The 21,044-nt window shown below is 72.3% G+C and carries 19 protein-coding genes; 6 read left to right on the plus strand and 13 right to left on the minus strand.

The genetic code is table 11. The annotated features are described in order from the left end of the window. The first annotated feature begins 1 nt into the window (after position 1). Positions 2–544, plus strand: coding sequence for a MarR family winged helix-turn-helix transcriptional regulator (locus ISU07_RS10450; RefSeq protein WP_194706737.1), 543 nt, complete (start codon positions 2–4; stop codon positions 542–544). 2 nt (positions 545–546) lie between these two features. Next, positions 547–1,350, plus strand: a complete 804-nt coding sequence (locus ISU07_RS10455) for a class I SAM-dependent methyltransferase (RefSeq protein WP_194706738.1) — start codon at positions 547–549, stop codon at positions 1,348–1,350. Positions 1,351–1,354: 4 nt separating this feature from the next. On the opposite strand, the gene ISU07_RS10460 is transcribed toward ISU07_RS10455, so the two are convergent. From ISU07_RS10460 to rsmI, 6 genes are all read right to left on the minus strand, one after another. Continuing rightward, positions 1,355–3,127 carry an ABC-F family ATP-binding cassette domain-containing protein gene (locus ISU07_RS10460; RefSeq protein ID WP_194706739.1) on the minus strand — a complete coding sequence of 591 codons (1,773 nt, stop codon included), beginning with the start codon at positions 3,125–3,127 and terminating at the stop codon, positions 1,355–1,357. A 13-nt stretch (positions 3,128–3,140) separates the two neighbouring features. Further along, positions 3,141–4,073 (minus strand): 4-(cytidine 5'-diphospho)-2-C-methyl-D-erythritol kinase, encoded by a 933-nt coding sequence (locus ISU07_RS10465; RefSeq protein ID WP_194706740.1) that lies wholly within the window; start codon positions 4,071–4,073, stop codon positions 3,141–3,143. Continuing rightward, positions 4,070–4,936 carry a 16S rRNA (adenine(1518)-N(6)/adenine(1519)-N(6))-dimethyltransferase RsmA gene (rsmA, locus tag ISU07_RS10470; RefSeq protein ID WP_194706741.1) on the minus strand — a complete coding sequence of 289 codons (867 nt, stop codon included), beginning with the start codon at positions 4,934–4,936 and terminating at the stop codon, positions 4,070–4,072. Before rsmA ends, ISU07_RS10465 begins: the two co-directional genes overlap by 4 nt. 22 nt (positions 4,937–4,958) lie before the next feature. Next, positions 4,959–6,047 carry a transglycosylase family protein gene (locus ISU07_RS10475; protein WP_194706742.1) on the minus strand — a complete coding sequence of 363 codons (1,089 nt, stop codon included), beginning with the start codon at positions 6,045–6,047 and terminating at the stop codon, positions 4,959–4,961. A 177-nt stretch (positions 6,048–6,224) separates the two neighbouring features. Continuing rightward, positions 6,225–7,121 carry a TatD family hydrolase gene (locus tag ISU07_RS10480; RefSeq protein WP_323742541.1) on the minus strand — a complete coding sequence of 299 codons (897 nt, stop codon included), beginning with the start codon at positions 7,119–7,121 and terminating at the stop codon, positions 6,225–6,227. Between the two features lie 87 nt (positions 7,122–7,208). Further along, entirely contained in the window at positions 7,209–8,045 is an 837-nt protein-coding gene (gene rsmI / locus ISU07_RS10485) for a 16S rRNA (cytidine(1402)-2'-O)-methyltransferase (protein ID WP_194706743.1), read from the minus strand. A 20-nt stretch (positions 8,046–8,065) separates the two neighbouring features. On the opposite strand from rsmI, the gene ISU07_RS10490 reads away from it, so the two are divergent. Next, positions 8,066–9,787: a dolichyl-phosphate-mannose--protein mannosyltransferase gene (locus ISU07_RS10490; RefSeq protein ID WP_323742542.1), complete on the plus strand. Its 1,722-nt coding sequence runs from the start codon at positions 8,066–8,068 to the stop codon at positions 9,785–9,787. Positions 9,788–10,084: 297 nt separating this feature from the next. Next, positions 10,085–11,455 carry a helix-turn-helix domain-containing protein gene (locus ISU07_RS10495; protein ID WP_194706745.1) on the plus strand — a complete coding sequence of 457 codons (1,371 nt, stop codon included), beginning with the start codon at positions 10,085–10,087 and terminating at the stop codon, positions 11,453–11,455. A 1-nt stretch (position 11,456) separates the two neighbouring features. On the opposite strand, the gene ISU07_RS10500 is transcribed toward ISU07_RS10495, so the two are convergent. Further along, on the minus strand, positions 11,457–11,594 hold the full coding sequence (locus ISU07_RS10500) for a hypothetical protein (RefSeq protein WP_194706746.1): 138 nt from the start codon (positions 11,592–11,594) through the stop codon (positions 11,457–11,459). 493 nt (positions 11,595–12,087) lie between these two features. Between ISU07_RS10500 and ISU07_RS10505 the strand changes: the two genes are divergently transcribed. Further along, positions 12,088–12,660 carry a TetR/AcrR family transcriptional regulator gene (locus tag ISU07_RS10505; protein ID WP_194706747.1) on the plus strand — a complete coding sequence of 191 codons (573 nt, stop codon included), beginning with the start codon at positions 12,088–12,090 and terminating at the stop codon, positions 12,658–12,660. Here the strand turns inward: ISU07_RS10505 and ISU07_RS10510 are convergent. From ISU07_RS10510 to ISU07_RS10530, 5 genes are all read right to left on the minus strand, one after another. After that, the gene (locus tag ISU07_RS10510; protein ID WP_194706748.1) at positions 12,557–15,127 is read right to left on the minus strand and encodes an AMP-binding protein; all 2,571 of its coding nucleotides are present in this window, start codon (positions 15,125–15,127) and stop codon (positions 12,557–12,559) included. The genes ISU07_RS10505 and ISU07_RS10510 overlap by 104 nt on opposite strands. Beyond that, a complete protein-coding gene (locus ISU07_RS10515) occupies positions 15,124–16,155 on the minus strand; it encodes an ABC transporter ATP-binding protein (protein WP_194706749.1) in 1,032 nt (343 codons plus the stop codon). The genes ISU07_RS10510 and ISU07_RS10515 overlap by 4 nt, the downstream gene beginning before the upstream one ends. After that, positions 16,152–17,666, minus strand: a complete 1,515-nt coding sequence (locus tag ISU07_RS10520) for an ABC transporter permease (protein ID WP_323742543.1) — start codon at positions 17,664–17,666, stop codon at positions 16,152–16,154. The genes ISU07_RS10515 and ISU07_RS10520 overlap by 4 nt, the downstream gene beginning before the upstream one ends. 56 nt (positions 17,667–17,722) lie before the next feature. Continuing rightward, positions 17,723–18,727 carry an iron ABC transporter substrate-binding protein gene (locus tag ISU07_RS10525; protein WP_194706750.1) on the minus strand — a complete coding sequence of 335 codons (1,005 nt, stop codon included), beginning with the start codon at positions 18,725–18,727 and terminating at the stop codon, positions 17,723–17,725. Between the two features lie 97 nt (positions 18,728–18,824). After that, on the minus strand, positions 18,825–19,223 hold the full coding sequence (locus ISU07_RS10530; RefSeq protein ID WP_228521671.1) for a hypothetical protein: 399 nt from the start codon (positions 19,221–19,223) through the stop codon (positions 18,825–18,827). Positions 19,224–19,399: 176 nt separating this feature from the next. On the opposite strand from ISU07_RS10530, the gene ISU07_RS10535 reads away from it, so the two are divergent. After that, on the plus strand, positions 19,400–20,785 hold the full coding sequence (locus tag ISU07_RS10535) for a hypothetical protein (RefSeq protein ID WP_194706751.1): 1,386 nt from the start codon (positions 19,400–19,402) through the stop codon (positions 20,783–20,785). 59 nt (positions 20,786–20,844) lie between these two features. On the opposite strand, the gene tatA is transcribed toward ISU07_RS10535, so the two are convergent. Continuing rightward, positions 20,845–21,006, minus strand: coding sequence for a twin-arginine translocase TatA/TatE family subunit (tatA, locus tag ISU07_RS10540; protein WP_194706752.1), 162 nt, complete (start codon positions 21,004–21,006; stop codon positions 20,845–20,847). Positions 21,007–21,044: the final 38 nt, after the last annotated feature.

Consider the following 21,044-nt stretch of genomic DNA (forward strand, 5'->3'; position numbering starts at 1 on the left):
CATGCGCGACGACGTCGACGACCTCACCGACGCGTGGGCGCGCGAGCGGCCGGACCTCGACCTCGCCCCCGTCGCGGTCTTCAGCCGCATCACCCGGCTGGCCCGGCACCTCGACCAGGCACGCCGCGACGCCTTCGCGGCGCACCGGATCGAGCTGTGGGAGTTCGACGTGCTGGCGGCGCTGCGACGCGCCGGGGAGCCGTACCAGCTCTCCCCCGGGCGGCTGCTGCGGGAGACGCTGGTGACCAGCGGCACCATGACCAACCGGGTCGACCGGCTGGCCGCGCGCGGGCTCGTGGAGCGCTATCCCGACCCCGACGACCGGCGCGGCGTGATCGTGCGGCTCACGCCCGAGGGCAAGGCCACCGTCGACGGCGCGTTCGGCGCGCTGGTGGACGCCGAGCGCGCGCTGCTCGACGATCTCCCTGAGCGGGACCGCGCCAGGCTCGCGACGCTGCTGCGCACCCTGCTCACGCCGTTCGCCCGACCGATCGACCAGACCGTCGACCAGCCCACCGACCAGCAGATCGACCGGCCGGGATAGCCATGGGCGACCAGCACTACCTGATCCGCGGGGGGCTCGAGGGCCGCGAGCGGCTCCGGGTGCTGGGCCGGGTGATGCGGCCGACGACGCTGCCACTGCTGGAGCGCGCCGGCGTGACGGCGGGGATGCGCTGCCTCGACGTGGGGTGCGGCGGAGGCGACGTGACGTTCGACCTCGCGTCGCTCGTCGGCATCACCGGCTCGGTCGTCGGTGTCGACCTCGACCCCACGAAGGTCGAGCTCGCGCGCGGCGACGCGCACCAGGCCGAGATCTCCAACGTCGAGTTCCGGGTGGCCGACCTGGCCGACGGCCTCGGGGAGGCGGAGTACGACGTGGTGTACGCCCGCTTCGTCCTCACCCACCTCCCGGACCCGGCCGCCGGCGTCGCCACGATGGTCGCCGCGCTCAAGCCGGGTGGGCGGCTGGTCGTCGAGGACATCGACTACCGCGGGTCGTTCGCCCATCCCGACTCGGCCGCGACGGACGCCCACCACGACATCTACGTGCGCAGCGCGCAGGCCACAGGGGGCGACCCGTACATCGGTGCCGCCCTACCCCTGCTGCTCCTCGACGCGGGCCTGCACCGCGTCCAGCCGACGATCGTGCAGCCGGCCGGGCTCGAGGGTGAGGCCAAGCTGATGCCCGCGCTGACCCTGGAGAACATCAAGGCGACCGCCGTCCGCCACGGGATCGCCGAGGCCGACGAGATCGACCGCGTGGTCGACGAGCTGTACGCGCTGGCGCGCGACCCGCGCACGTACCTGGCGATCCCGCGCGTGGTGCAGGTCTGGGGCGAGAGGCCCTGACGGGTCACTCCAGCAGCTCGGCGGCCTCCAGCCACTCCGACTCGACCGCGTCACGCTGGGCCGACACCTCGTCCAGCTCGGCGGCGAGCACCGCGAGCCGCTCGTAGTCCTGGCCGGCCTCGAGGATCGCGGCGTTCAGGGTCGCCTCCTGCTCCGCCAGCCGCTCGAGCTGCTTGTCCAGGCGGGCCATCGTCTTGCGGGCCGCCCGCTCCTCGGCCGAGCCCGGTCGCGCCTTGGCGACGGCCGGCGCCGGCTCCGAGGACACCGTGGGCAGAGGTACGGCGGCCAGGGCCGCCGCGCGGCGGCGCAGGTACTCGTCCACGCCGCCGGGCAGCATCGACACCTGCCCGTCCCCGAGCAGCGCCCAGACGGAGTCGGTGACGCGCTCGAGGAAGTACCGGTCGTGGGAGACCACCACGAGGGTGCCGGGCCAGCCGTCGAGGAAGTCCTCCAGCACGTTGAGCGTCTCGATGTCGAGGTCGTTGGTGGGCTCGTCGAGCAGCAGCACGTTGGGCTCGGTCATCAGCAGCCGCAGCAGCTGGAACCGCCGTCGCTCCCCGCCGGACAGGTCGCCGATCCGCGTGGTGAGCCGGTCACCGGTGAACCCGAAGCGCTCCAGCAGCGACGTCGCGGTCACCTCCCCGTCCACCGTCCTGGTGACGCGGCGTACGTCCTCCAGCGTCGGCAGCACGCGGCCCTCCGGGTCCAGGTCGTCGAGCGCCTGCGTGAGGTGCTGGAGGGACACCGTACGGCCGGTGCGCAGGCGGCCCGCAGAGGGTGCGATCGAGCCGTCCAGCAGACCGAGGACGGACGTCTTGCCCGCGCCGTTGACGCCGACGATGCCGACGCGGTCGCCAGGGCCGAGCCGCCACGTGGCGTGGTGGAGCAACGTCCGCTCGCCGCGGACCAGGTCGACGTCCTCGAGGTCGAGCACGTCCTTGCCGAGGCGTTGCGCGGCGAACCGCTGCAGCTCGAACCGGTCCCGCGGCGGAGGCAGGTCCTCGATGAGGAGGTTGGCGGCGTCGATGCGGAACTTCGGCTTCGAGGTGCGCGCCGGCGGCCCGCGACGTAGCCAGGCCAGCTCCTTGCGCACCAGGTTCTGCCGGCGCTCCTCGCTGGCGGCGGCCTGTCGCTGGCGCTCGGCCTTGGCGAGCACGTACGCCGCGTAGCCGCCCTCGTAGGCGTCCACCTGGCCGTCGTGCACCTCCCACGTGAACTGGCAGACGGCATCGAGGAACCAGCGGTCGTGGGTCACCACGACGAGCGCGGAGGAGCGCCCCGCCAGGTGCCGGGCCAGCCAGTCGACCGCCTCGACGTCGAGGTGGTTGGTCGGCTCGTCGAGGACCACGAGGTCGTGCTCGCCGAGCAGCAGGGCGGCCAGCGAGCAGCGGCGCCGCTCGCCGCCGGACAGCCCGTACACCGCTCGGTCCAGGGTGATGCCCGTCAGCAGCTCCTCGACGATCTCGCGGGTGCGCGGGTCGCCGGCCCACTCGTGGTCGGCGCGGCCGCCGAGCACCGCCTCCCGGACGGAGTGGCTGTCGACGAGGGCGTCGTGCTGGTGCAGGAACCCGATCTCCAGGCCGCGTGCGTGCGAGACCCGCCCCGAGTCGGGAGGTACCTGGCCGGCCATCACCTCGAGCAGCGTGGTCTTCCCGTCGCCGTTGCGGCCGACCACACCGATGCGCTCGCCCTCGCCGACGCCGAGGGACACGTCGTCGAGCAGCGGGCGGACGCCGTACGCCTTCGAGACCCGTTCCAGGTTGAGGAGGTTGGCCATCAGAGCCCCGGCCTCACAGGACGTGCGCGCCCGACACCGGCCCGTTGGCGACGAGCACGACGGGCAGGTCGTCGTCCTGCAGCCCGTCGGCGAGAGCCCGGGCGTGGTCGCCGTTCTCGCAGAGGAAGACCACCGTGGGGCCCGAGCCGCTGACCATGCCGCGTAGCGCGCCGTCGGCCTCGCCGCGCGCGATCAGGTCGCCGAGCTCGGGCCGGAGGTCGAGAGCGGGCGCCTCGAGGTCGTTGTGCAGCGCGGCGGCCAGCCGGTCCGGGACCCGCGAGGAGAGCGCGGAGAGGACCGCGTGCGAGCTCGCCGGGGACTCGGGGGCGTCGGGGAACATCTCGTCGAAGCGGCGGTACACCGAGGGCGTCGACAGCCCTTCGGGCGAGGGCACCACGACCCACCACCACGTGTGGCCGTCGGGGAGCGCCTGCAGCAGCTCGCCCCGGCCGGTGCCGTGGGCGGTCCCGCCGAGGAGCGAGAACGGCACGTCGCTCCCGAGCCGTCCCCCGAGGTCCAGGAGCACCTCGTCGCTGGTGTCGAGGTCCCAGAGCCGGTCCAGCGCGACCAGCGTCGCCGCCGCGTCCGCGGAACCGCCGGCCATCCCGCCCGCGACCGGGATGCGCTTCTCCACGAGCAGGTCGGCCGGCGGCAGCTCGGTGCCCTCGGCAGCGGTGGCGGCCAGCAGCCGGGCCGCGTGGCTGACGATGTTGTCGGCGTGGTCGGGGAGGACGCCGAGCGGGAGGTACGACGCGGTCTCGACCGTGACGCTGCCGTCGCCGTCGCTGGCCCGGACGTCGTCGTACAACCCGACCGCCTGGAACACCGTGTCGAGTGGGTGGAAGCCGTCGCTGGTCGGGCGCCCCACACCGAGGTGGAGGTTGATCTTCGCGGGCGCACGAACGGTGACCGAGCGCTGCTCCTCGGGCTGGATGGACAAGGTCATGCCCGACCACCGGCCAGGGCCTCCGCGATGCGGACGAAGTCGCCGACGGCCAGGGACTCGCCACGGGCCAGCGGCTCGATGCCGGCGGTGCGCAGCGCCGCTTCCGCCGCCTCGGTGGACCCGGCGAGCCCGCGCAGCGCGCCCCGTAGTCCCTTGCGACGTTGGGCGAACGCCGCGTCGACGACCGCGAACACCTGCTGGCGGGAGACGTCCGTGGCCGGCGGGTCGCGCCGCTCCCAGGCGACCAGGCCCGAGTCGACGTTGGGTTCGGGCCAGAACACGTGGCGGCCCACCGCACCCGCGCGGCGTACCTGTGCGAACCAGGCTGCCTTCACCGACGGCACCCCGTAGACCTTGGAACCGGGCGCTGCGGCCAGCCGGTCGGCCACCTCGGCCTGCACCATCACCAGGCCCTTCTCGAGCGAGGGGAGCAGGGTCAGGAGGTGGAGGAGGACGGGGACCGAGACGTTGTACGGGAGGTTCGCGACCAGCGCCGTGGGCGGCGGACCGGGCAGCTCGGTGATGCGCAGGGCGTCGGCGGGTACGACGGTGAGACGGTCGGCGGCCTCGGGTGCGTAGTGCTCGACCGTCTCGGGGAGCCGCGCCGCCAGCCGGTCGTCGACCTCCACCGCGACGACGCGCGCGCCGGCCTCGAGGAGCGCGAGCGTCAACGAGCCGAGACCAGGACCCACCTCGACCACGACGTCGTCGGGCCCGACGCCGGACTCGCGGACGATGCGGCGCACGGTGTTGGCGTCGATGACGAAGTTCTGCCCGCGCTGCTTGCTCGGCCGCAGGTCGAGCTCGGCCGCCAGCAGACGAACCTCCGCCGGCCCGAGGAGTCTCGGACCGGCGGCGGGCATGGTGGTCAATCTAGCGACGCACTCATCGGGGCAGTCCGAGAGAGGCTGCGCACGCCGGCCAGGCGCCGTACCCGCCCGATGCGTCGCGGACCTTGGTGGCGATGGCGATCTGCGTCTCGCGGCTGGCGTTGCTCGGCAGGCCGGAGCCGCCGTACGCCTGCCACGTGCCGAGCGAGAACTGCAGGCCGCCGTAGTAGCCGTTGCCGGTGTTGGTGGCCCAGTTGCCGCCGGACTCGCACTGCGCGAGGCGGTCCCACACGGTGCTGCCGCCGGCGAAGTTGGTGGTCACGACCGGGCGGGTGCCGACCCGCACGATCTCGGCGACGGGCTGGTCGAGCACGTGCTGGCGCAGCACCGTGCGCACCACGAGGTGGCCGTTGCGGAAGGTGAGGCGGTACGTCACGTCGCGCACGCCGTCCTGGCCGGCGCGGAGCACCGTGCTGGTGCCCTCGTCCATCGAGTCGTCCTCGTGCTCGATCGTGCGGTGCTGCATCGCCTCGCGCTTGATGTGCTTGGTGACCGTGCGGATGCGGGTGACCACGACCGTGTCGCCCCGGCGCAGGACGCTGTCGAGGCCGGGCTTCACGCGGTCGTCGGCGTCGACCTTCACGTCGAGCTGCTCGAGCAGGTGCCGGACGTCGAGCGCCGCCACCGTCTGCTTCTCGGGCTTGCCTCCACCGATCTTGACGGTGATCCGCTTCGGCGTGGCGACCGCGACCTCCAGTCCGCCGCGGGTGATCTGCGCGCCGCGGCTGACCGACATCGCGGCGCCCTCGTAGGCCCGGCCGATCTGCTCCAGGGCGCTGCCGACGTCGGTCGCGGTGACCCAGAAGGTCTGCCCGTCCCCGTCGACGGTGAGCTCGAGCGGGCGGCCGAACCGCACGCTGATCCTGGTGCCGTCGGTGATCGGCTCGTCGAGCTGGGGCGCCACGCGGTCGTGCGCGCCGACCTCGACGCCCTGGGCGTCCAGGACGTCGCCCACCGTGCCGCCGAAGGCGGTCACGTCCTGGGACTGGCCGTCGAGGGACAGGGTCACGGACTTGGTCATCGCGGCGTACGCGACGGTCGTCCCGGCCACGGCCACGAGGACCACGGCGACGAGGACGGCCATCAGGCCACGCCTGCGACTGAGCTTGTCGAGCTTGAGTAGCAAAACTCTCCGAACGTCGATCTTCCCGGATCGTGTGTGCTGCTCTCCCCCGATCGATCCGGCCAACAGTCACGAGACGATAACGAGACCCCCGTTTGTCGACAAATCCTGTCGACTCAGCGGGGCCTCACGCGGGGCTCACCAGGCGCCGCCGAAGGCGGCCTCCGTGGCGCGGTTCACATGCTCGCACAGGGTTTCCAGGTCGTCCCCACGCACCTCGGCCATCGCGCGCATCGTGTGCGGGACCAGGTACGACGCGTTCGGCCGGCCGCGGTACGGGACCGGGGTGAGGTACGGGGCGTCGGTCTCCACGAGCAGGCGGTCGGGAGGGACGACGAGCAGCGCGTCGCGCAGCGGCTGGGCGTTCTTGAACGTCACGGTGCCGGCGAACGAGAGGTACGCGCCGCGGTCGAGGCACTTCTTCGCGAACTCCACGTCGCCGGAGAAGCAGTGCATCACCCACCGGGCGGGCGCGCCCTCCCCGTCGACCACGTCGAGGACCTGGTCGCCGCTGACCCGGTCGTGGATGACCAGCGTCTTGTCGAGCCGCTTGGCGATGTCGATGTGCCGCCGGAACGACTCCACCTGCACCGGCATGCCCTCGGGGCCGGTCCGGTAGTCGTCCAGCCCCGTCTCCCCCACGGCGCGCACCTTGTCGTGGGCCCGGGCGAGCCGCTCGATCTCCTCGAGAGCCGCGTCGAGCTCGCCCCGGGCAGCCAGCCGGGGCGCCTCGTTGGGGTGGATGGCGACCCCGGCCACCAGCGCGTCGTACTTCTGGGAGGCCTCGACTGCCCACCGCGCCCCCGGCAGGTCGCACCCGATCTGCACGATCCGAGGTACGCCGACCCGCGCGGCCTTGTCGATGGCCTCCTCGGTGGCCAGCCACTGGTCGTCCTCGGGGCCGTCCGCGATGTCCAGGTGGCAGTGGTTGTCGACGACCGGTCCCGGCAGCGGTTCGGGCAGCGGCGGCCGCTCCCGGTCCCGCCTCCCGCCGTCCTCGTTCGTCGCCGAGCGGCTCCTCGTGGGCTCCTGCACGCCGCTCACGCTATCCACAGCCCCGCCGGGATAGTCCGGTGCGTTTGGGTCGCTGGAAGCGCTTCCGCGCTGCACAACCGCACCGGACTATCCCGGCGGCAGGGGTTTGTGCACCGCGTCGTAGACCTCGCGCTTGGGTACCGCGGCGGACCGGGCGACCTCGGAGATGGCCTGCTTGCGGGGGGTGCCCGAGGTCTCGAGGGCGGCGACGGCGGAGCGCCAGGCGTCGGGGTCGGCCGGGAGGGCGGCCGCCGGTGGGGCGCCGGCAACGACGATCGTCACCTCGCCGCGGACGCCGTCGGCGGCCCAGGCGACGAGGTCGGCGAGCGGGCCGCGGCGTACCTCCTCGTGGGTCTTGGTGAGCTCGCGGCAGACGGCCGCTGCCCGGTCCTCCCCGAACGCCTCCCGCATCGCCGTCAGGGCGGCCTCGGTGCGGTGCGGGGCCTCGAAGAACACCATCGTCCGCGGCTCGGTGGCCAGGTCCGCCAGCCGGCGGGACCGCTCGCCGCCCTTGCGCGGCAGGAACCCCTCGAAGCAGAACCGGTCGACCGGGAGCCCCGACACGGCGAGGGCGGTGAGGACCGCGGACGGGCCGGGTACGGCGGCCACGTCCACGCCGGCGTCCAGAGCGGCCACCACCAGCCGGTACCCCGGGTCGGACACGCTCGGCATCCCGGCGTCGGTCACCAGCAGCACGCGCTCGCCGGCCAGCATCGCCTCGACGAGGGACGGCGTACGCGCGGACTCGTTGCCCTCGAAGTACGACACCACGCGACCCCCGACCGTCACCCCCAAGTCGCGGGCCAGCCGGGCCAGCCGGCGGGTGTCCTCGGCGGCGACCACGTCGGCCGTGGCGAGCTCCTGGGCGAGCCGTGGCGACGCGTCGTCGGCGCGTCCGATCGGAGTCGCGGCAAGCACCAGCACGTCTCGTAGTCTTGCCGACCGTGACGACCGCCGCACCGGAGAGGGCCGGCCTCTCGCGGACCGCCGACGACCGTCCGGTTCCGCCGGCGACGGAGCGGTCGCGCAACCGGCTGCGCGTCGAGGACCCGTTCGTCGGCTGGGTCGGCGCCCTCAGCGTCACCGTCCTGGCGCTGTTCCTGCGGCTCTGGAAGCTCGGGACGCCCCACGAGTTCCTCTTCGACGAGACGTACTACGCCAAGGACGCCTGGTCGATGCTCCACTTCGGCTACGCGCGCGACTACCTCGACGGCGACAAGGTCAACTCCGCGATCCTCGCCGGGGACACCACCGACCAGTGGAAGTCCACCGCATCCATGTCGGTGCACCCCGAGGTCGGCAAGTGGCTGATCGCCGCCGGCGAGAAGGCCTTCGGGATGGACCCGTTCGGCTGGCGAATCGCCGCCGCGATCATCGGCTCGCTGATGATCCTGGTGATGTGCCGGCTGGTACGACGCATGACCGGCTCGACCCTCCTCGGCCTGGTGGCCGGCCTGCTGCTGTCGTTCGACGGGATGCAGCTCGTGCTGTCGCGGATCGCGCTGCTCGACATCTTCGTGGCGTTCTTCCTGCTGCTGGCGGTGCACTGCCACGTCGCCGACCGCGACTGGTACCGCTCGCGCCTCGCCCGCCTCACCGCCTCCTCAGGGGGCCAGGTGGCCGCCGGCACGGGGCCGGTGCGCGCCCTGGCGTTCCGGCCGTGGCTGGTCGCCGCAGGGGTCAGCTGGGGACTCGCCTGCGGCAGCAAGTGGGAGGCGGTCTACCCGATGGCGGCCTTCGGGCTGCTCACGTTCGCGTGGAGCGCCGGAGCACGCCGCGCGTACGGCGTCCGGGCCGCTCTGGCGCGCTCGGTGCTCGCCGACGGCGTGCCGGCCTTCCTGAGCGTCGTCGGCGTCGCCGTGGTCGTGTACACGGCCACCTGGACGGGCTGGCTGGTCCACGCCGAGAAGTACGAGCACGACCTGTCCTCCACGCAGTACACCAAGTACTCCGGGCACGGGCACTGCGACGGCACCAGCTACATCAGCGACGACCCCGACACCGATGCCCGGTGGCCCACGGCCACCGAGCCGGACGCCTCCGGGCTGGGCGAGGTCGTCCAGTCACTGCGGTCGCTCTGGTACTACCACCAGGACGTCTACACGTTCCACACGCACTTCCTGAACTGCTCCACGCACATCTACGCCTCCCAGCCGTCCGGCTGGTTGATCCTGAACCGCCCCGTCGGCGTGGACGCGGACACCAAGATCCAGCCCGGCACCCAGGGCTGCGACGCCCCGAGCGGGAGCGACTGCCTGCGGGTGATCACGCTGCTCGGTACGCCCGCCCTCTGGTGGGGCGGCTGCCTGGCCGTGCTGGCCGCGGCGGTGCTCTGGATCGGCGCCCGCGACTGGAGGTACGGCGTCGCCGTCGTCGGCACCCTGTCCACCTGGCTGCCCTGGCTGCAGTACGCCGACCGGCCGATCTTCATCTTCTACGCGATCATCACCATCCCGTTCATGGTCATCGCGATCGCCCTGCTGATGGGGCGGCTGCTCGGCGCGTCGGCGGCGCCCAGCCCACGGCGTACAGCGGGGGTCATCGTCTCCGGCGCGTTCTTCATGCTCGTGCTGCTGAACTTCGCGTGGTTCTGGCCGATCTACACCGACCAGCTGCTGACCCACAAGGAATGGCTCGACCGGATCTGGTTCTCACGCTGGATCTGACGCAACGGGCGGGCGGAAACCACCCGCTGCGACCAGTCCGTCTAGTCCTTTCGAGCCAGACGATTTCACCCGATCCGACCACCGCATTCGTCAGTGAGCCTCCGAACGGTCACGCAGAATGGTCCCCATCCCCCCTTCAAGCGCCCCTGTCACCCCCCTGTCAGAACCCGCGGCGTGCCCGGCTGAAACGGTGCCGCGGCCTGCCCGTGGTCTGGACCAGCCCACGATCTGAGCGGTCACATCACGAGTTGTCGCGTTTTCGACCGGAATTGACACGTGTCGGTCACACTGGCGCACATGGATGCGCGACAGGCGGACCTGCTTCGCAAGATCGACCCGGCCGAGCTGGGTCAACGGCTGCGCGCCGCGCGCGTGGCCAAGGGCATGACCCAGACCGATCTCGCCGGCGCCGACGTGTCGGTGGGTTACGTCTCCAGGATCGAGGCCGGCCAGCGCAGGCCGAACCTCCAGGTCCTCACCGACCTCTGCTTCCGCCTCGGGACCCCCGTCGAGCAGCTGCTCATGGGCGTGGCCCCGCAGGAGCTGGAGCAGATCAACCTGAACCTCGACTTCGCCGAGCTCTCGCTCGAGTCCGGCGAGCCGCAGGCCGCCGAGCTGCAGGCCCGCGACGCGCGCGAGGCCGCTGAAGCCGCCGCTCTCAAGGAGCACACCTACCGGGCTCGTTTCCTCGTCGCCCGCGCCCTCGAGGCGCAGGGCCTGATCGACGACGCAGTGATCGAGCTGGAAGCCCTGCTGACCCCGCGGGTCGGCAACGTGCTCCAGATCAAGGTCGGCCTGGCCCTGGTCCGCTGCTACCGGACGTCCGGCGACTTCTCGAAGTCCATCGAGGTCGGCGAGATGCTGCTCGAGCACCTGGCCGAGACCCCGCTCGACAGCACCGACGAGGCCGTCCAGCTGGCCGTCAGCATGTCTCTTGCCTACTACTTCCGTGGCGACGTGGCCCAGGCGGTGCGCGTCTGCCGCAAGGCGATGGCCAAGGCGGAGAAGCTCGACTCCCCTGTGGCTCGGGCCTCGGCCTACTGGAACGCCAGCATCTTCGAGGCCGGCCGCGGCTCGGTCCGCGACGCGGTGCCGCTGGCCCAGCGCGCGCTCGCGCTCTTCGCCGAGGGGCAGGACGCTCGCAACCTCGCCGTCCTGCGCACCAACCTCGGCACCCTGCAGCTGCAGCTGGACCCGCCGCAGGTCGACGAGGCGAAGCTCAACCTGGTGCAGGCCCTGGAAGAGATGCGCAACAACAGCGCCAACCCGGTCGACATCGGGCGCAACGAGCTGGCTCAGGCTCGGGCCCACTACCTGAGCGGCGAGTTCGACCTCGCCGAGATGATGACGGTTCGGGTCCTGGAGAGTGTGCTGACACTTTCGCCGCTCACCGCAGCCGATGCGAAGTCACTGGAGGGTCAGGTCCATGCCGCGCGCGGCGATGTTGCCCAGGCGGCAACGGCCTACCGCGAGGCCGTGCTCATCCTGACGGGAGTCGGGTCGGATCGTTCAGCGGCCGAGATGTGGTTCGAGCTCGCCGGTCTGTTGGAGGACGTGGACGAGTTCGACGCGGCGCGCGACGCTTATCGAAGCGCGGCAGCATCGTCGGGCATCCAAGCGAGGCCGCGGGTCAAGTCCGCGAACAAGCTGGGTATCGAGCTGCGCTGAGTTAGCAGCAGCCGCTTGCGTCGCGCTTGACCATGTGGACACCACCGGCGTCCGGCGAGGCCGCGACGGCGGTTGCGCCCAGGCTGGCGACGAGTGCCGCGGCGACTGCCGCGACGGCGAGCTTGCTCCGACGAGCCATGATCTGTCTCCCTCTCACAGGTCGACCGGCTGACTAGTCCGGTCGGGGACCATGGTGGACCCCCTTCAAGGTAAAAGTCGATCTTGACTTTTGACGGTCGTCCAGCATGCGCATCCCCAGGTACCCTTGGTCGAGACGTTTCCGCAGGTCAGAGGCCATTTCCAACTGTGCTAGACCACCCTCGGAAAGGGTCTCCGAAATCCCCGTTTCGGCCCCCGGGATGTGCCTCCGCTGTAAAGTTGAGTCAACATCGGGGGGCAAACAAGAACCCCGCCCCCCGGTCGAAGTGAACAAATCTCGCGGGCGTCAAACCCCCCCGGCAACCGTGAGATTCTGCACTGGCAATCCCCCCAACCAGTGCTAGCGACCCCCTGTGGCCCCCCGCAGGGGGTCCTTCACATTTCGGGGTCCCGCGAGCTGCCGGCCGCCGGCGAGCGACTGGAGCGATCTTCTAGAGTGTCACTCTAGAGAGTGACTCCAGTACGCTCGACGCGTGAGCAGAGACCAGCAGAAGCAGGCCAACAGGCGCGCGATGACCGACGCCGCGACGCGGTTGTTCACGACCGAGGGGTACGCCGGCACCACCATCGAGGCGGTCGCAGCGGCTTCCGGCATGTCCGTGCAGGGGGTGTACTTCGCCTACCAGAACAAGGCGAACCTGCTCCAGGCGGCCGTCGAGGCCGGCACTCCTGAACGCCGGGCGCACAACGCGGTGACCGACCCCGACGAGCTCCTGCTCCGGCTGGCCGAGGATGCCACTGCGGAGCTGGACGCCACGGGCGCCCTGGCGCTCGCGATCGGCTCGGCGCCGCCCTCCGACACAGCGGCCGTCGCGGTCCATGCACGCCTGGAGGCCGACAGGTCCCGACGGGCCGGTGCGCTCGTGCAGCAGCTGCGGGCGCTGCGACCGCTCGCGCCCGGCGTCACCGCCAGGCGGGTGACAGACGTGGTGTTCGCGCTGCTCAGCCCACAGCTGCACGCCGTGCTGGTGCGCGACCGCGGGTGGGCGTCGCGGCGGTACGCCGCGTGGGCCGCCGACGCCGTTCGCCGAGCACTCTGGGGCTGACTCGGTCCACGAGCGCCTTGGCGACGACCCCGGCCAGGAGTGCGGCGAGGACCGCGGCGTACGGGTGGCCGGCGTCCTCGAGCTCGGGGTACACCTGCCACTGGGTGAGGTAGATCCACAACGACGCCGCGGCGACGGTCTGCACGACGGCGGCCACCCAGCGCGGCAGCGGCACTGCCCGGTCGACGAGCAGGAGCAGGATCCCGGCCATCACGATCCGCTCGCGACGCGGGTCGTCGAAGAAGCCGACCGTCGCCACGACGGTGACCGCCGCGACGACCAGTCGCTGGGCGTGGGTGCGAGCGGCCGCGGCGGCCCAGCCCAGGGCGACGCACCACAGCACGACGACGGTCGTGTAGCGCTCGACCGGCCCGGCCTCGACGCCGACCAGCACGTACCTGGCGAGCAGACAGGCGCCGAGGACCAGCAGGGGTGCGCCGAACGGGTGCGCCCGCTGCCAGCGGTCGAGCCACGGCACGGCGAGCACGAGGGCGATGAACACGTAGGCCCAGACCAGCGCCTCGAGGAACCAGAACTGCCAGTCGTCGGTCCAGTGGCCGGCGCCGGTCACGTTGTTGAGCAGGAGCGCGGTCTGCCAGCGGTAGGTGCCGGAGACCAGCGCCACGGCACCGATCCACAGCGCCGCCGGCACGGCCACCGTCGCCGCGGTGCGCGCGATCGCGCGCGCCCGCTCCGCGCGGCCCGGCATGTCGAGCTGGAACCGCGCGAGGTTGTACCCCGCGACGGCCAGCAGCACGTGCGCCCCGCCCTGGAGCTGGGCGATGTCGGCGTGGCTGACCAGGACCAGGCTCACGGCCACCGCGCGCAGGACCGCGGACAGGTCGACCGGCAGCGTGTACCGCGGGGCACGACGCCGGGACCGGGCCAACGAGTCGGGGTCGAGGCGTTGCCACCCGGGCGGCAGCGTGCCGAGCATCCGGCCGAGGCGCGTGGTGGCCTCGACGTAGGACAGCGAGTCGCCGCCGAGGTCCACGAAGCTGTCCCGGACGGTTGCGTCGGGGCGGCCGAGGAGCACGGCGTACAGGTCGCGGATCCCGGTGGCCGTCGCCCCGGCCGACTCCGTGGCTGCCGTGCCGTCCGCTGTGAGCCGGTCCGCGTGGCGGGTCAGAGCGGCGTGGTCCGGCTTGCCCGCCGCCGTCCGCGGCATCGCGTCCAGGCGCACGGCGCGCACCGCCGACGCGGGCAGGCCGGTCAGCCCGAGAACGGCGAGCCGGGTGCGCTCGACAGCACGGGGTCGGTCGGTGAACACCCAGAGGTGCTCGTCGCGCACCACCACGTGCGCCGCTCGACCCTCGCTCGCGAGCACGGACTCGATGCGGTCGAGGTCCAGCCGCAGGCCGAACAGCTTCGCGTGCCGGCCGAGGCGACCGACGATCTCCCACAGCCCGTCGTCGGCCTGCCGCGCCAGGTCACCGGTGCGCAGCTCGGTCAGCTCGGCGCCGCGAGCGAGGTCGGCCGGCTCCACGGCGTACCCCATCATCACGTTCGGGCCCTCGTAGACCAGCTCGCCGAGGTGCACCGGCTGACCGTCGACGCCGGCCAGCCGGAAGCTGCCGCCCGGGATCGGGATGCCGACCGCCTCGGGCCGTGGCTCGGCCAGGTCAGGGGGCAGGTACGCCATCCGGGCGGTGGCCTCGGTCTGGCCGTACATCACGACGAGGTCCCAGCCGCGCTCGCGGCCGAGGGCGGCGTACTCGCGCACCCGTTCCGGGGCCATCCGGCCGCCCGCCTGCGTGACGTACCTGAGGTGGGGCAGGTCTCTGTCACGGAAGCCGGAGGCCTCCAGCAGGTCAAAGGTGTACGGCACGCCGGCGAGGCTGCTGGCCCGGGTCTCGGCGGCCAGCGTCCAGAAGCACTCGTCGGCGACCGAGAGGTCGGTGAGCACGACCGCGGCGCCACCCACCAGGTGGCTGTTCAGCACCGACAGGCCGTAGCAGTAGTGCAGCGGGAGCGAGGTGATGGCGCGGTCGGTGTCGCGGATCGAGAGGTACGACGCGATGCTGCGGGCGTTCGCGAGCACGCTGGCCAGCGACAGCCGCACCAGCTTGGGCGACCCCGTCGAGCCGGAGGTGCTGAGCAGCAGCGCGAGGTCGGGGTGCAGGTCGTGGGCGGTGCCCGGCCGCTGCTCGCGCAGCACCCCGTCGCCGGTCTGCACGACGTCCGGCCGGTAGTGCGCGACGAGATCGGCGTGCCGCTCGACGTCGCCCGGCGCGGCGAGCAGCACGGGATGGCAACCGGCCAGCGCCGCCAGGTAGGTGACCACGCTGTCGACGTCGTTGCCGGCCTCGAGGAGCACCAGTCGGCGGGTCGGGCCGAGGGTCGCGCGGCGGGCCTCGACACGGCCGGCCAGCTCGGCGTACGTCACCGACCCCGTCGTGGTGAGCAGTGCCGGGGCGTCCTCGCGACCGCCGAGGAGCGGGAGGGCGACGGTCGGCTGGGTGGTCATCGCCCGTCCCCCTGGGGGAAGGCGAGGACGGCCCCCGAGACGCGCAGGCAGACCGTGGAGCCGGGGTCGGGGACGCCGCCGGCCGGCACGCGCGCGATCACGACGGCGTCGCTGCCCTCGATGCGAGCCCGGACGGTGGCGTCGTGGCCGAAGTACGACACGTCGAGCACCTCCGCACGTACCCCGCCGGACGGCGCCACGGTGACCTGCTCGGGCCGGATCGCCAGCAGCACGGGACCGTCGTGCGGGTCGAGGAGGGGTACGTCGCCCAGGTCGCTGCTGGCCTGCTGACCTGCGGCGGAGCCCGCGAGGAGGGTCGCGTGGCCGACGAACCCGGCGACGTCCGGAGAGGCCGGTCTCAGGTAGATGTCGGCCGGCGAGGACACCTGGAGGAACCGGCCGCGCGACATGACGGCCACCTGGTCCGCCAGCGACAGCGCCTCGCCCTGGTCGTGGGTGACGAGCAGGGCCGTCGCCCCGCTGGCGCGCAGTGCGCGGGCGACGGCGCGGCCGGTGTCCTCGCGCAGCCCGGCGTCGAGGGAGGAGAACGGCTCGTCGAGGAGGACCAGGGTCGGCGCCGGGGCTAGGGCCCGGGCCAGCGCGACACGCTGCTGCTGGCCGCCCGACAGCTCGTGCGGGTAGCGGTGCGCGACCACGGCGGGCAGCTCCACCAGGTCGAGCATCTCGGTGACCCGGGCGCCGCGCCGCTCGGCCCGTGGGAGCCCGAAGCCGATGTTCGCGGAGACGTCGAGGTGCGGGAACAACGCACCCTCCTGCGGCACGTACCCCACCTTCCGGGCCCGGGCAGGCACCGAGCGGCAGGCCCCCGCCACGACCCGGCCGCCGATCGCGATCGTGCCGCCGTCGGGGTCGAGGAAGCCCGCGACCAGCCGCAGCAGGGTCGTCTTGCCGCACCCCGACGGCCCGAGCACGGCGGTGATCCCGTCGGTGACGGTCAGGTCCAGCCCGTCGAGCACCCGTGTCTGGCCGAAGGACTTCGCCAGCCCCTCCACGCGCAGTCCGGTCACGTGACCGCTCCCAGGGGGCGGACAGGGGCCCGCAGTCCGTCCCGGTTGGCCGCCCGCGAGAGCAGCCAGGTGGCCGGCACCGAGAGCAGGATCAGGAGGACGGCGTACGGCGCGGCGGCGCCGTACTGGACGGAGTACGCCTGCTGCCAGAACCGGGTGGCCAGGGTGTTGGTGCCGATCGGCGAGAGCAGCAGCGTGGCGGTGAGCTCGGTGCTGACCGCCAGCGACACCAGGGCCAGCGAGGCACCCAGCCCCGGCAGGATCAGGGGGAGGGTCACCCGGCGTGCGGCCTCGACGTCGGTGCAGCCCAGGGACCGGGCCACGTCGTCGAGCACGGGCGGCGCGAGCTCGAGGGTGCCACGCACGCTGACGACGGCGCGGGGCAGGAACAAGATGCTGTAGCCCAGCACCAGCAGGGGAATCGTCTGGTAGAGCGCCGGGACGGAGCGGATCGACACCGTGACGAGGGCGAGGGCGACGACGATGCCGGGCAGCGCGTTGGCGGGGTACACGCTGCGCTCGATCGCGGTGGCCAGGACGCCGCGGTGGCGGACCGCCAGCCAGGCGACCGGCAGCGCGGCGACGGTGGCGACCAGCCCGCCGGCGACCGCCAGACCGAGGGTCGTGAACGTCGCCGACGTCAGCTCGCCGACCGGGAACGCCGTCGACGTACCCCGGACCAGCCATCGCGCCAGGCTCGCGAGGGGGACGCCCAGGGAGAGGACCGCGAGCCCGGTCAGGCCGAGGACGACGGGCGCCGCGGAGGAGCCGAGCCTGGTGCGGGTGGCCAGCCGGTTGACCCCGGACCCCACACGGGACCGGCGCCGCTGCCCGCGCGCGAGGAGCTCGAGCGCCAGCAGCAGCAGGCAGAACGCGACCAGCACCAGCGCGAGCAACGTGGCCGCCGGGCCGTTGAAGCTGGTGCGGTACTGGTCGAGGATCCCCGTCGTCAGGGTCGGGTAGTTGAGGATCTGCAGCGCGCCGTACTCGCCGAGCAGGTGCAGCCCGACCAGCAGCGCGCCGCCCAGGACCGCGGGGCTGATCGCCGGCAGCACGACGCGCAGGAACGTGGCGACCGACCGGTGGCCGAGCGACGCGGCGACGTCCTCGAGCCCGGAGTCCAGGCGCCGCAGGGCGGCGACCGTGGGCAGGTACACCAGCGGGTAGTAGGACAGGCTGACCACGAGGACCGCTCCCCAGAAGGACCGGACGCCGTGCGTCGTGGACACCCAGCCCCAGCCGTTCACGAACGCCGGTACGGCGAGCGGCGCGGCGAGCAGGCCGTGCCAGAGGTGCCGCCCCGGCAGGTTCGTGCGGACGACGAGCCACGCGCAGGCCACCCCCAGCACCACGCTGAGCGTCACGCCGCCGAGCAGCAGGCGGGTGGTGTTCCAGAGCAGCCGGCCGACGCGTGGGCGGACCAGGAAGTCCATCGCCTCGCCGGGCCCGAGCTGGGCGGACGAGACGACGACGTACCCCAGGGGCAGCAGGCACGTCGCCGCGACCAGCACCCCCAGCAGGGCGAGGACCGCGCCCGGACCAGGAGCCCCGGCGCGGGTGGGAGCCGTCAGAGGAACCCCGCTTCCGTCATCAGGTCGACGACCTGCTGCCCGTCGAGGTCGCTGATGCCGACGGTGGGCGGCTGGAGCTCCGAGAGCGGCCTCACCGGCGGGTCGAGGCCGACCGCGGGGTTGAGCGGGTACTCCAGCGCGTAGCTGTCCGCGAGGTCCTGCTGGCCCTCGGTGCTGGTCAGGAACTCCACGAACTTCTGGGCGTCGGCCGCGTGGTCGCTGGACTTCAGGACGCCCGCCCCGGAGATCGACAGGAAGGCTCCGGGATCCTGGTCGCCGAAGAAGTAGAGCTCGGTGTTGTCGCTGTTCTCGCCGGACTCGGCCTGGTCGCGGTACCAGTAGTAGTGGTACTCGATGCCGATCGGCACCTCGCCGGCATTGACCGACTCCAGCACGACGTTGTTGCCGTCGTAGACCGTGCCGTTGGCCTTGAGACCGGCCAGCCACTGGCGCGTGGCGTCCTCGCCCTCGAGGTCGAGCACCGCCGCGACGATGGCCTGGAAGTCGGCACCGGTCGGGGAGAACGCGATCTTGCCGGCCCACGCCGGGTCGGCGAGGTCCATGATCGAGTCCGGCAGCTCGTCCTCGGAGATCAGGCTCGGGTTGTAGACGAGCACCGTGGAGCGTGCGACGAAGCCGGTCCACAGGCCGCTCTCCGGGCGGTACTGCGCGGGGATCGGGTCGGTGGCGGCGGCGTCGAGCGGCGCGAACAGGCCGGCCCGCTCCACGGCCGACATGGCCGGAGAGTTCTCGGTGAGGAACACGTCGGCCGGGGAGGCGTCGCCCTCCTGGACCAGCTGGGCGGACAGCTCGGCGTCGTCGCCGTTGCGCAGCTCGACCTCGATCCCGGTCTTGTCGGTGAACGCCGGCGCGATCTCCTCCAGCAGCTGCTCGTGCTGGGCGTTGTAGACGACGATCGACGGTCCGTCGTCACTGCTGCAGCCCGTCGCCGCCAGCGCGGTGACGAGGGTGAGCGCGAGGAGGACGGGAGCAGGCTTCACGACGACCTCTCGAAGGAGTTAGGGCAGCCTAACCATACTCACGCCGCTCCTGGTGGAGGAAGCCGACCCAGCGCGACCTCCCCGACCAGCGCTCGCGCTACTTCACCTCGAGCTGGACGATCGTCTGCTCGAGGCTGTGGGACTCCACGTCGACCACCCCGGGCTGGGTGATCGGGTCGAGCGTCAGGGTCGTGGACCCCTCGTCGTACTCGAGCTCCTGCTCGGGGTTGCTGTGCACGTGGATCTCGCCCGGGGCGTCGGCGGTGACGTCGAGCTCGATCGGCTGGCCGACCGCGACGTCGACACGCTCACCGTTGGGCGTGACGGTGTCGCCGTCGAAGGTGATGGTGATCGTCTTGGTCTCGGTCGCGCCACCGCCGGGCGACGAGGAGCCGTCGTCCCCGCAGGCGGTCAATGACAGCGCCAGCAGGGCGGTCGCGACCGCGGCCGCGGCCGTGCGGCGCATCGGCATGCGCGTGATGTGGGGCAGGGGCATGGGCACTCCTTGGCTCGGGGCGGGAGTCTCTCACGCGGCCCCTGACGCCATGGCGCGATCGAGCGTCGCCGACTGTTCACCCGTTCGTCGTCCCACGTGCCGCGGCCGGGTCGATTCCGCTCCCTAGCGTCGTGGCCACGTCCGCACCCCGCGGAGACCTTCGAAAGGGATCGTCGATGTCTGCCAAGTCCACACCTCGCTTCGCCGCCGGCGCCGTGGCGTCCGCTCTCGCACTCAGCGTCGGCGGCGCCGCGATGGCCGCTCCCGGCGGCTCCTCCGGGCCGTCCAGCAGTGACACGCCGTACCTCGTCCGCCACGTCCCGGGCGTCACCCTCACCAGCATCCTCACCGCGGGTGACACCGTCGGCGGCTACACGATGGCCGGCACCCCCGACGGCCTGGGCGCCTACGACAACGGTGACGGCACCTTCACCGTGCTGATGAACCACGAGTTCGGTGCCGCCACGAGCGTGGCGCGCAGCCACGGCAACACGTCGGGATCGTTCGTCTCCCGGTGGGTGATCGACAAGGACACGCTGGAGGTGATCTCCGGTCGCGACCAGATCACCAACCTGGTCAACGTGACGGGGCCGAAGAACCTCGATCGTCTGTGCTCGGCCGACCTGCCGGCCCTGACGGCCTTCTACAACCCGGAGACGGGCCTGGGCTACGACGGTCGGATCTTCATGGACGGCGAGGAGAGCGCGCCCAACGGACGCGCGTTCGCCCACGTCGTCGACAGCGGCACCAGCTACGAGCTGACCGCGCTGGGGAAGGCCGGCTGGGAGAACGTGGTCGCCAACCCGGCCACCGGCGACGCCACGACAGTGATCGGCCAGAGCGACGGCGGCACGCAGAACGTCTACGTGTACTCGGGCACCAAGAAGGCGACCGGCTCCCCGATCGAGCGGGCCGGTCTGACCGGCGGGACCCGCAAGAGCATCGCGGTCACCGGCTTCCCCACGGAGAGCGGCGCGACGGCCTTCCCCAGCACCCCGCAGCCGTTCACCCTGTCGGACACCGGCACGGCGTTCGACCGTCCCGAGGACGGCGCCTGGGATCCCAGCAACCCGAACGACTACTACTTCGTGACGACGGCCGGCATGACGAAGCACAGCCGTCTGTGGCGGCTCAGCTTCGTCGACGCCGCCCACCCGGAGCTCGGCGGCACGATCACCAAGGTCCTCGAAGGCCCGGCCGACGACACCCCGGCCTCCGTCGGGCCCAAGATGATGGACAACCTGACCATCAACGGTCGCGGACAGGTCCTCATCCAGGAGGACCCGGGTGGCAACGCCTACCTCGCCGGCATCTACCAGTACGACACCACGACGGGCGCCATGCGACGGATCGCCGACCACGACCCGCAGCGCTTCACTCCGGGCGGGAGCTCGTTCACCACCATCGACGAGGAGTCCTCGGGCATCATCTGGGCCCCGTTCCTCGGCGCCGGCAAGTACCTGCTCGACGACCAGAACCACACCGCGGTCGCCGACCCGGCTCAGGTCGAGAAGGGCCAGCTCCTGGTCATGAACGTCCCGCCGGGCCAGCCCGTGAGGTGATCCGCCGCTGAACGCGGACCGGGGTCACGGGCACCATGCCGGCGGCCCCGGTTCGTCGTTCAGGCGTCCTGCTCGGGCGCCTCGTCCTTGGCGTTGACCTCCTGCTTGAAGATGCGCAGCGCCCGACCGCTGCCGCGGGCCAGCTCCGGCAGCTTCTTGGCCCCGAAGAGCAGCACGAGGACCACCAGCAGGAGGATCAGCTCGGGAGCACCCACGTCCACGCTGCCAGGCTACGGACCCCGGCGCCGTACGGAAGGGC

Source organism: Nocardioides islandensis, assembly GCF_015352455.1.
GTDB lineage: Bacteria > Actinomycetota > Actinomycetes > Propionibacteriales > Nocardioidaceae > Nocardioides > Nocardioides islandensis.

Excerpts from the sequence above, each read along its gene's own strand:
- ISU07_RS10475 (WP_194706742.1), bottom strand. The coding sequence starts at position 6,047 with ATGGCCGTCCTCGTCGCCGTGGTCCTCGTGGCCGTGGCCGGGACGACC.
- ISU07_RS10535 (WP_194706751.1), top strand. The coding sequence starts at position 19,400 with ATGTCTGCCAAGTCCACACCTCGCTTCGCCGCCGGCGCCGTGGCGTCC.
- ISU07_RS10500 (WP_194706746.1), bottom strand. The coding sequence starts at position 11,594 with ATGGCTCGTCGGAGCAAGCTCGCCGTCGCGGCAGTCGCCGCGGCACTC.
- ISU07_RS10530 (WP_228521671.1), bottom strand. The coding sequence starts at position 19,223 with ATGCCCCTGCCCCACATCACGCGCATGCCGATGCGCCGCACGGCCGCG.
- ISU07_RS10455 (WP_194706738.1), top strand. The coding sequence starts at position 547 with ATGGGCGACCAGCACTACCTGATCCGCGGGGGGCTCGAGGGCCGCGAG.
- ISU07_RS10495 (WP_194706745.1), top strand. The coding sequence starts at position 10,085 with ATGGATGCGCGACAGGCGGACCTGCTTCGCAAGATCGACCCGGCCGAG.
- ISU07_RS10460 (WP_194706739.1), bottom strand. The coding sequence starts at position 3,127 with ATGGCCAACCTCCTCAACCTGGAACGGGTCTCGAAGGCGTACGGCGTC.
- ISU07_RS10450 (WP_194706737.1), top strand. The coding sequence starts at position 2 with ATGCGCGACGACGTCGACGACCTCACCGACGCGTGGGCGCGCGAGCGG.
- ISU07_RS10465 (WP_194706740.1), bottom strand. The coding sequence starts at position 4,073 with ATGACCTTGTCCATCCAGCCCGAGGAGCAGCGCTCGGTCACCGTTCGT.
- rsmA (WP_194706741.1), bottom strand. The coding sequence starts at position 4,936 with ATGCCCGCCGCCGGTCCGAGACTCCTCGGGCCGGCGGAGGTTCGTCTG.
- ISU07_RS10510 (WP_194706748.1), bottom strand. The coding sequence starts at position 15,127 with ATGACCACCCAGCCGACCGTCGCCCTCCCGCTCCTCGGCGGTCGCGAG.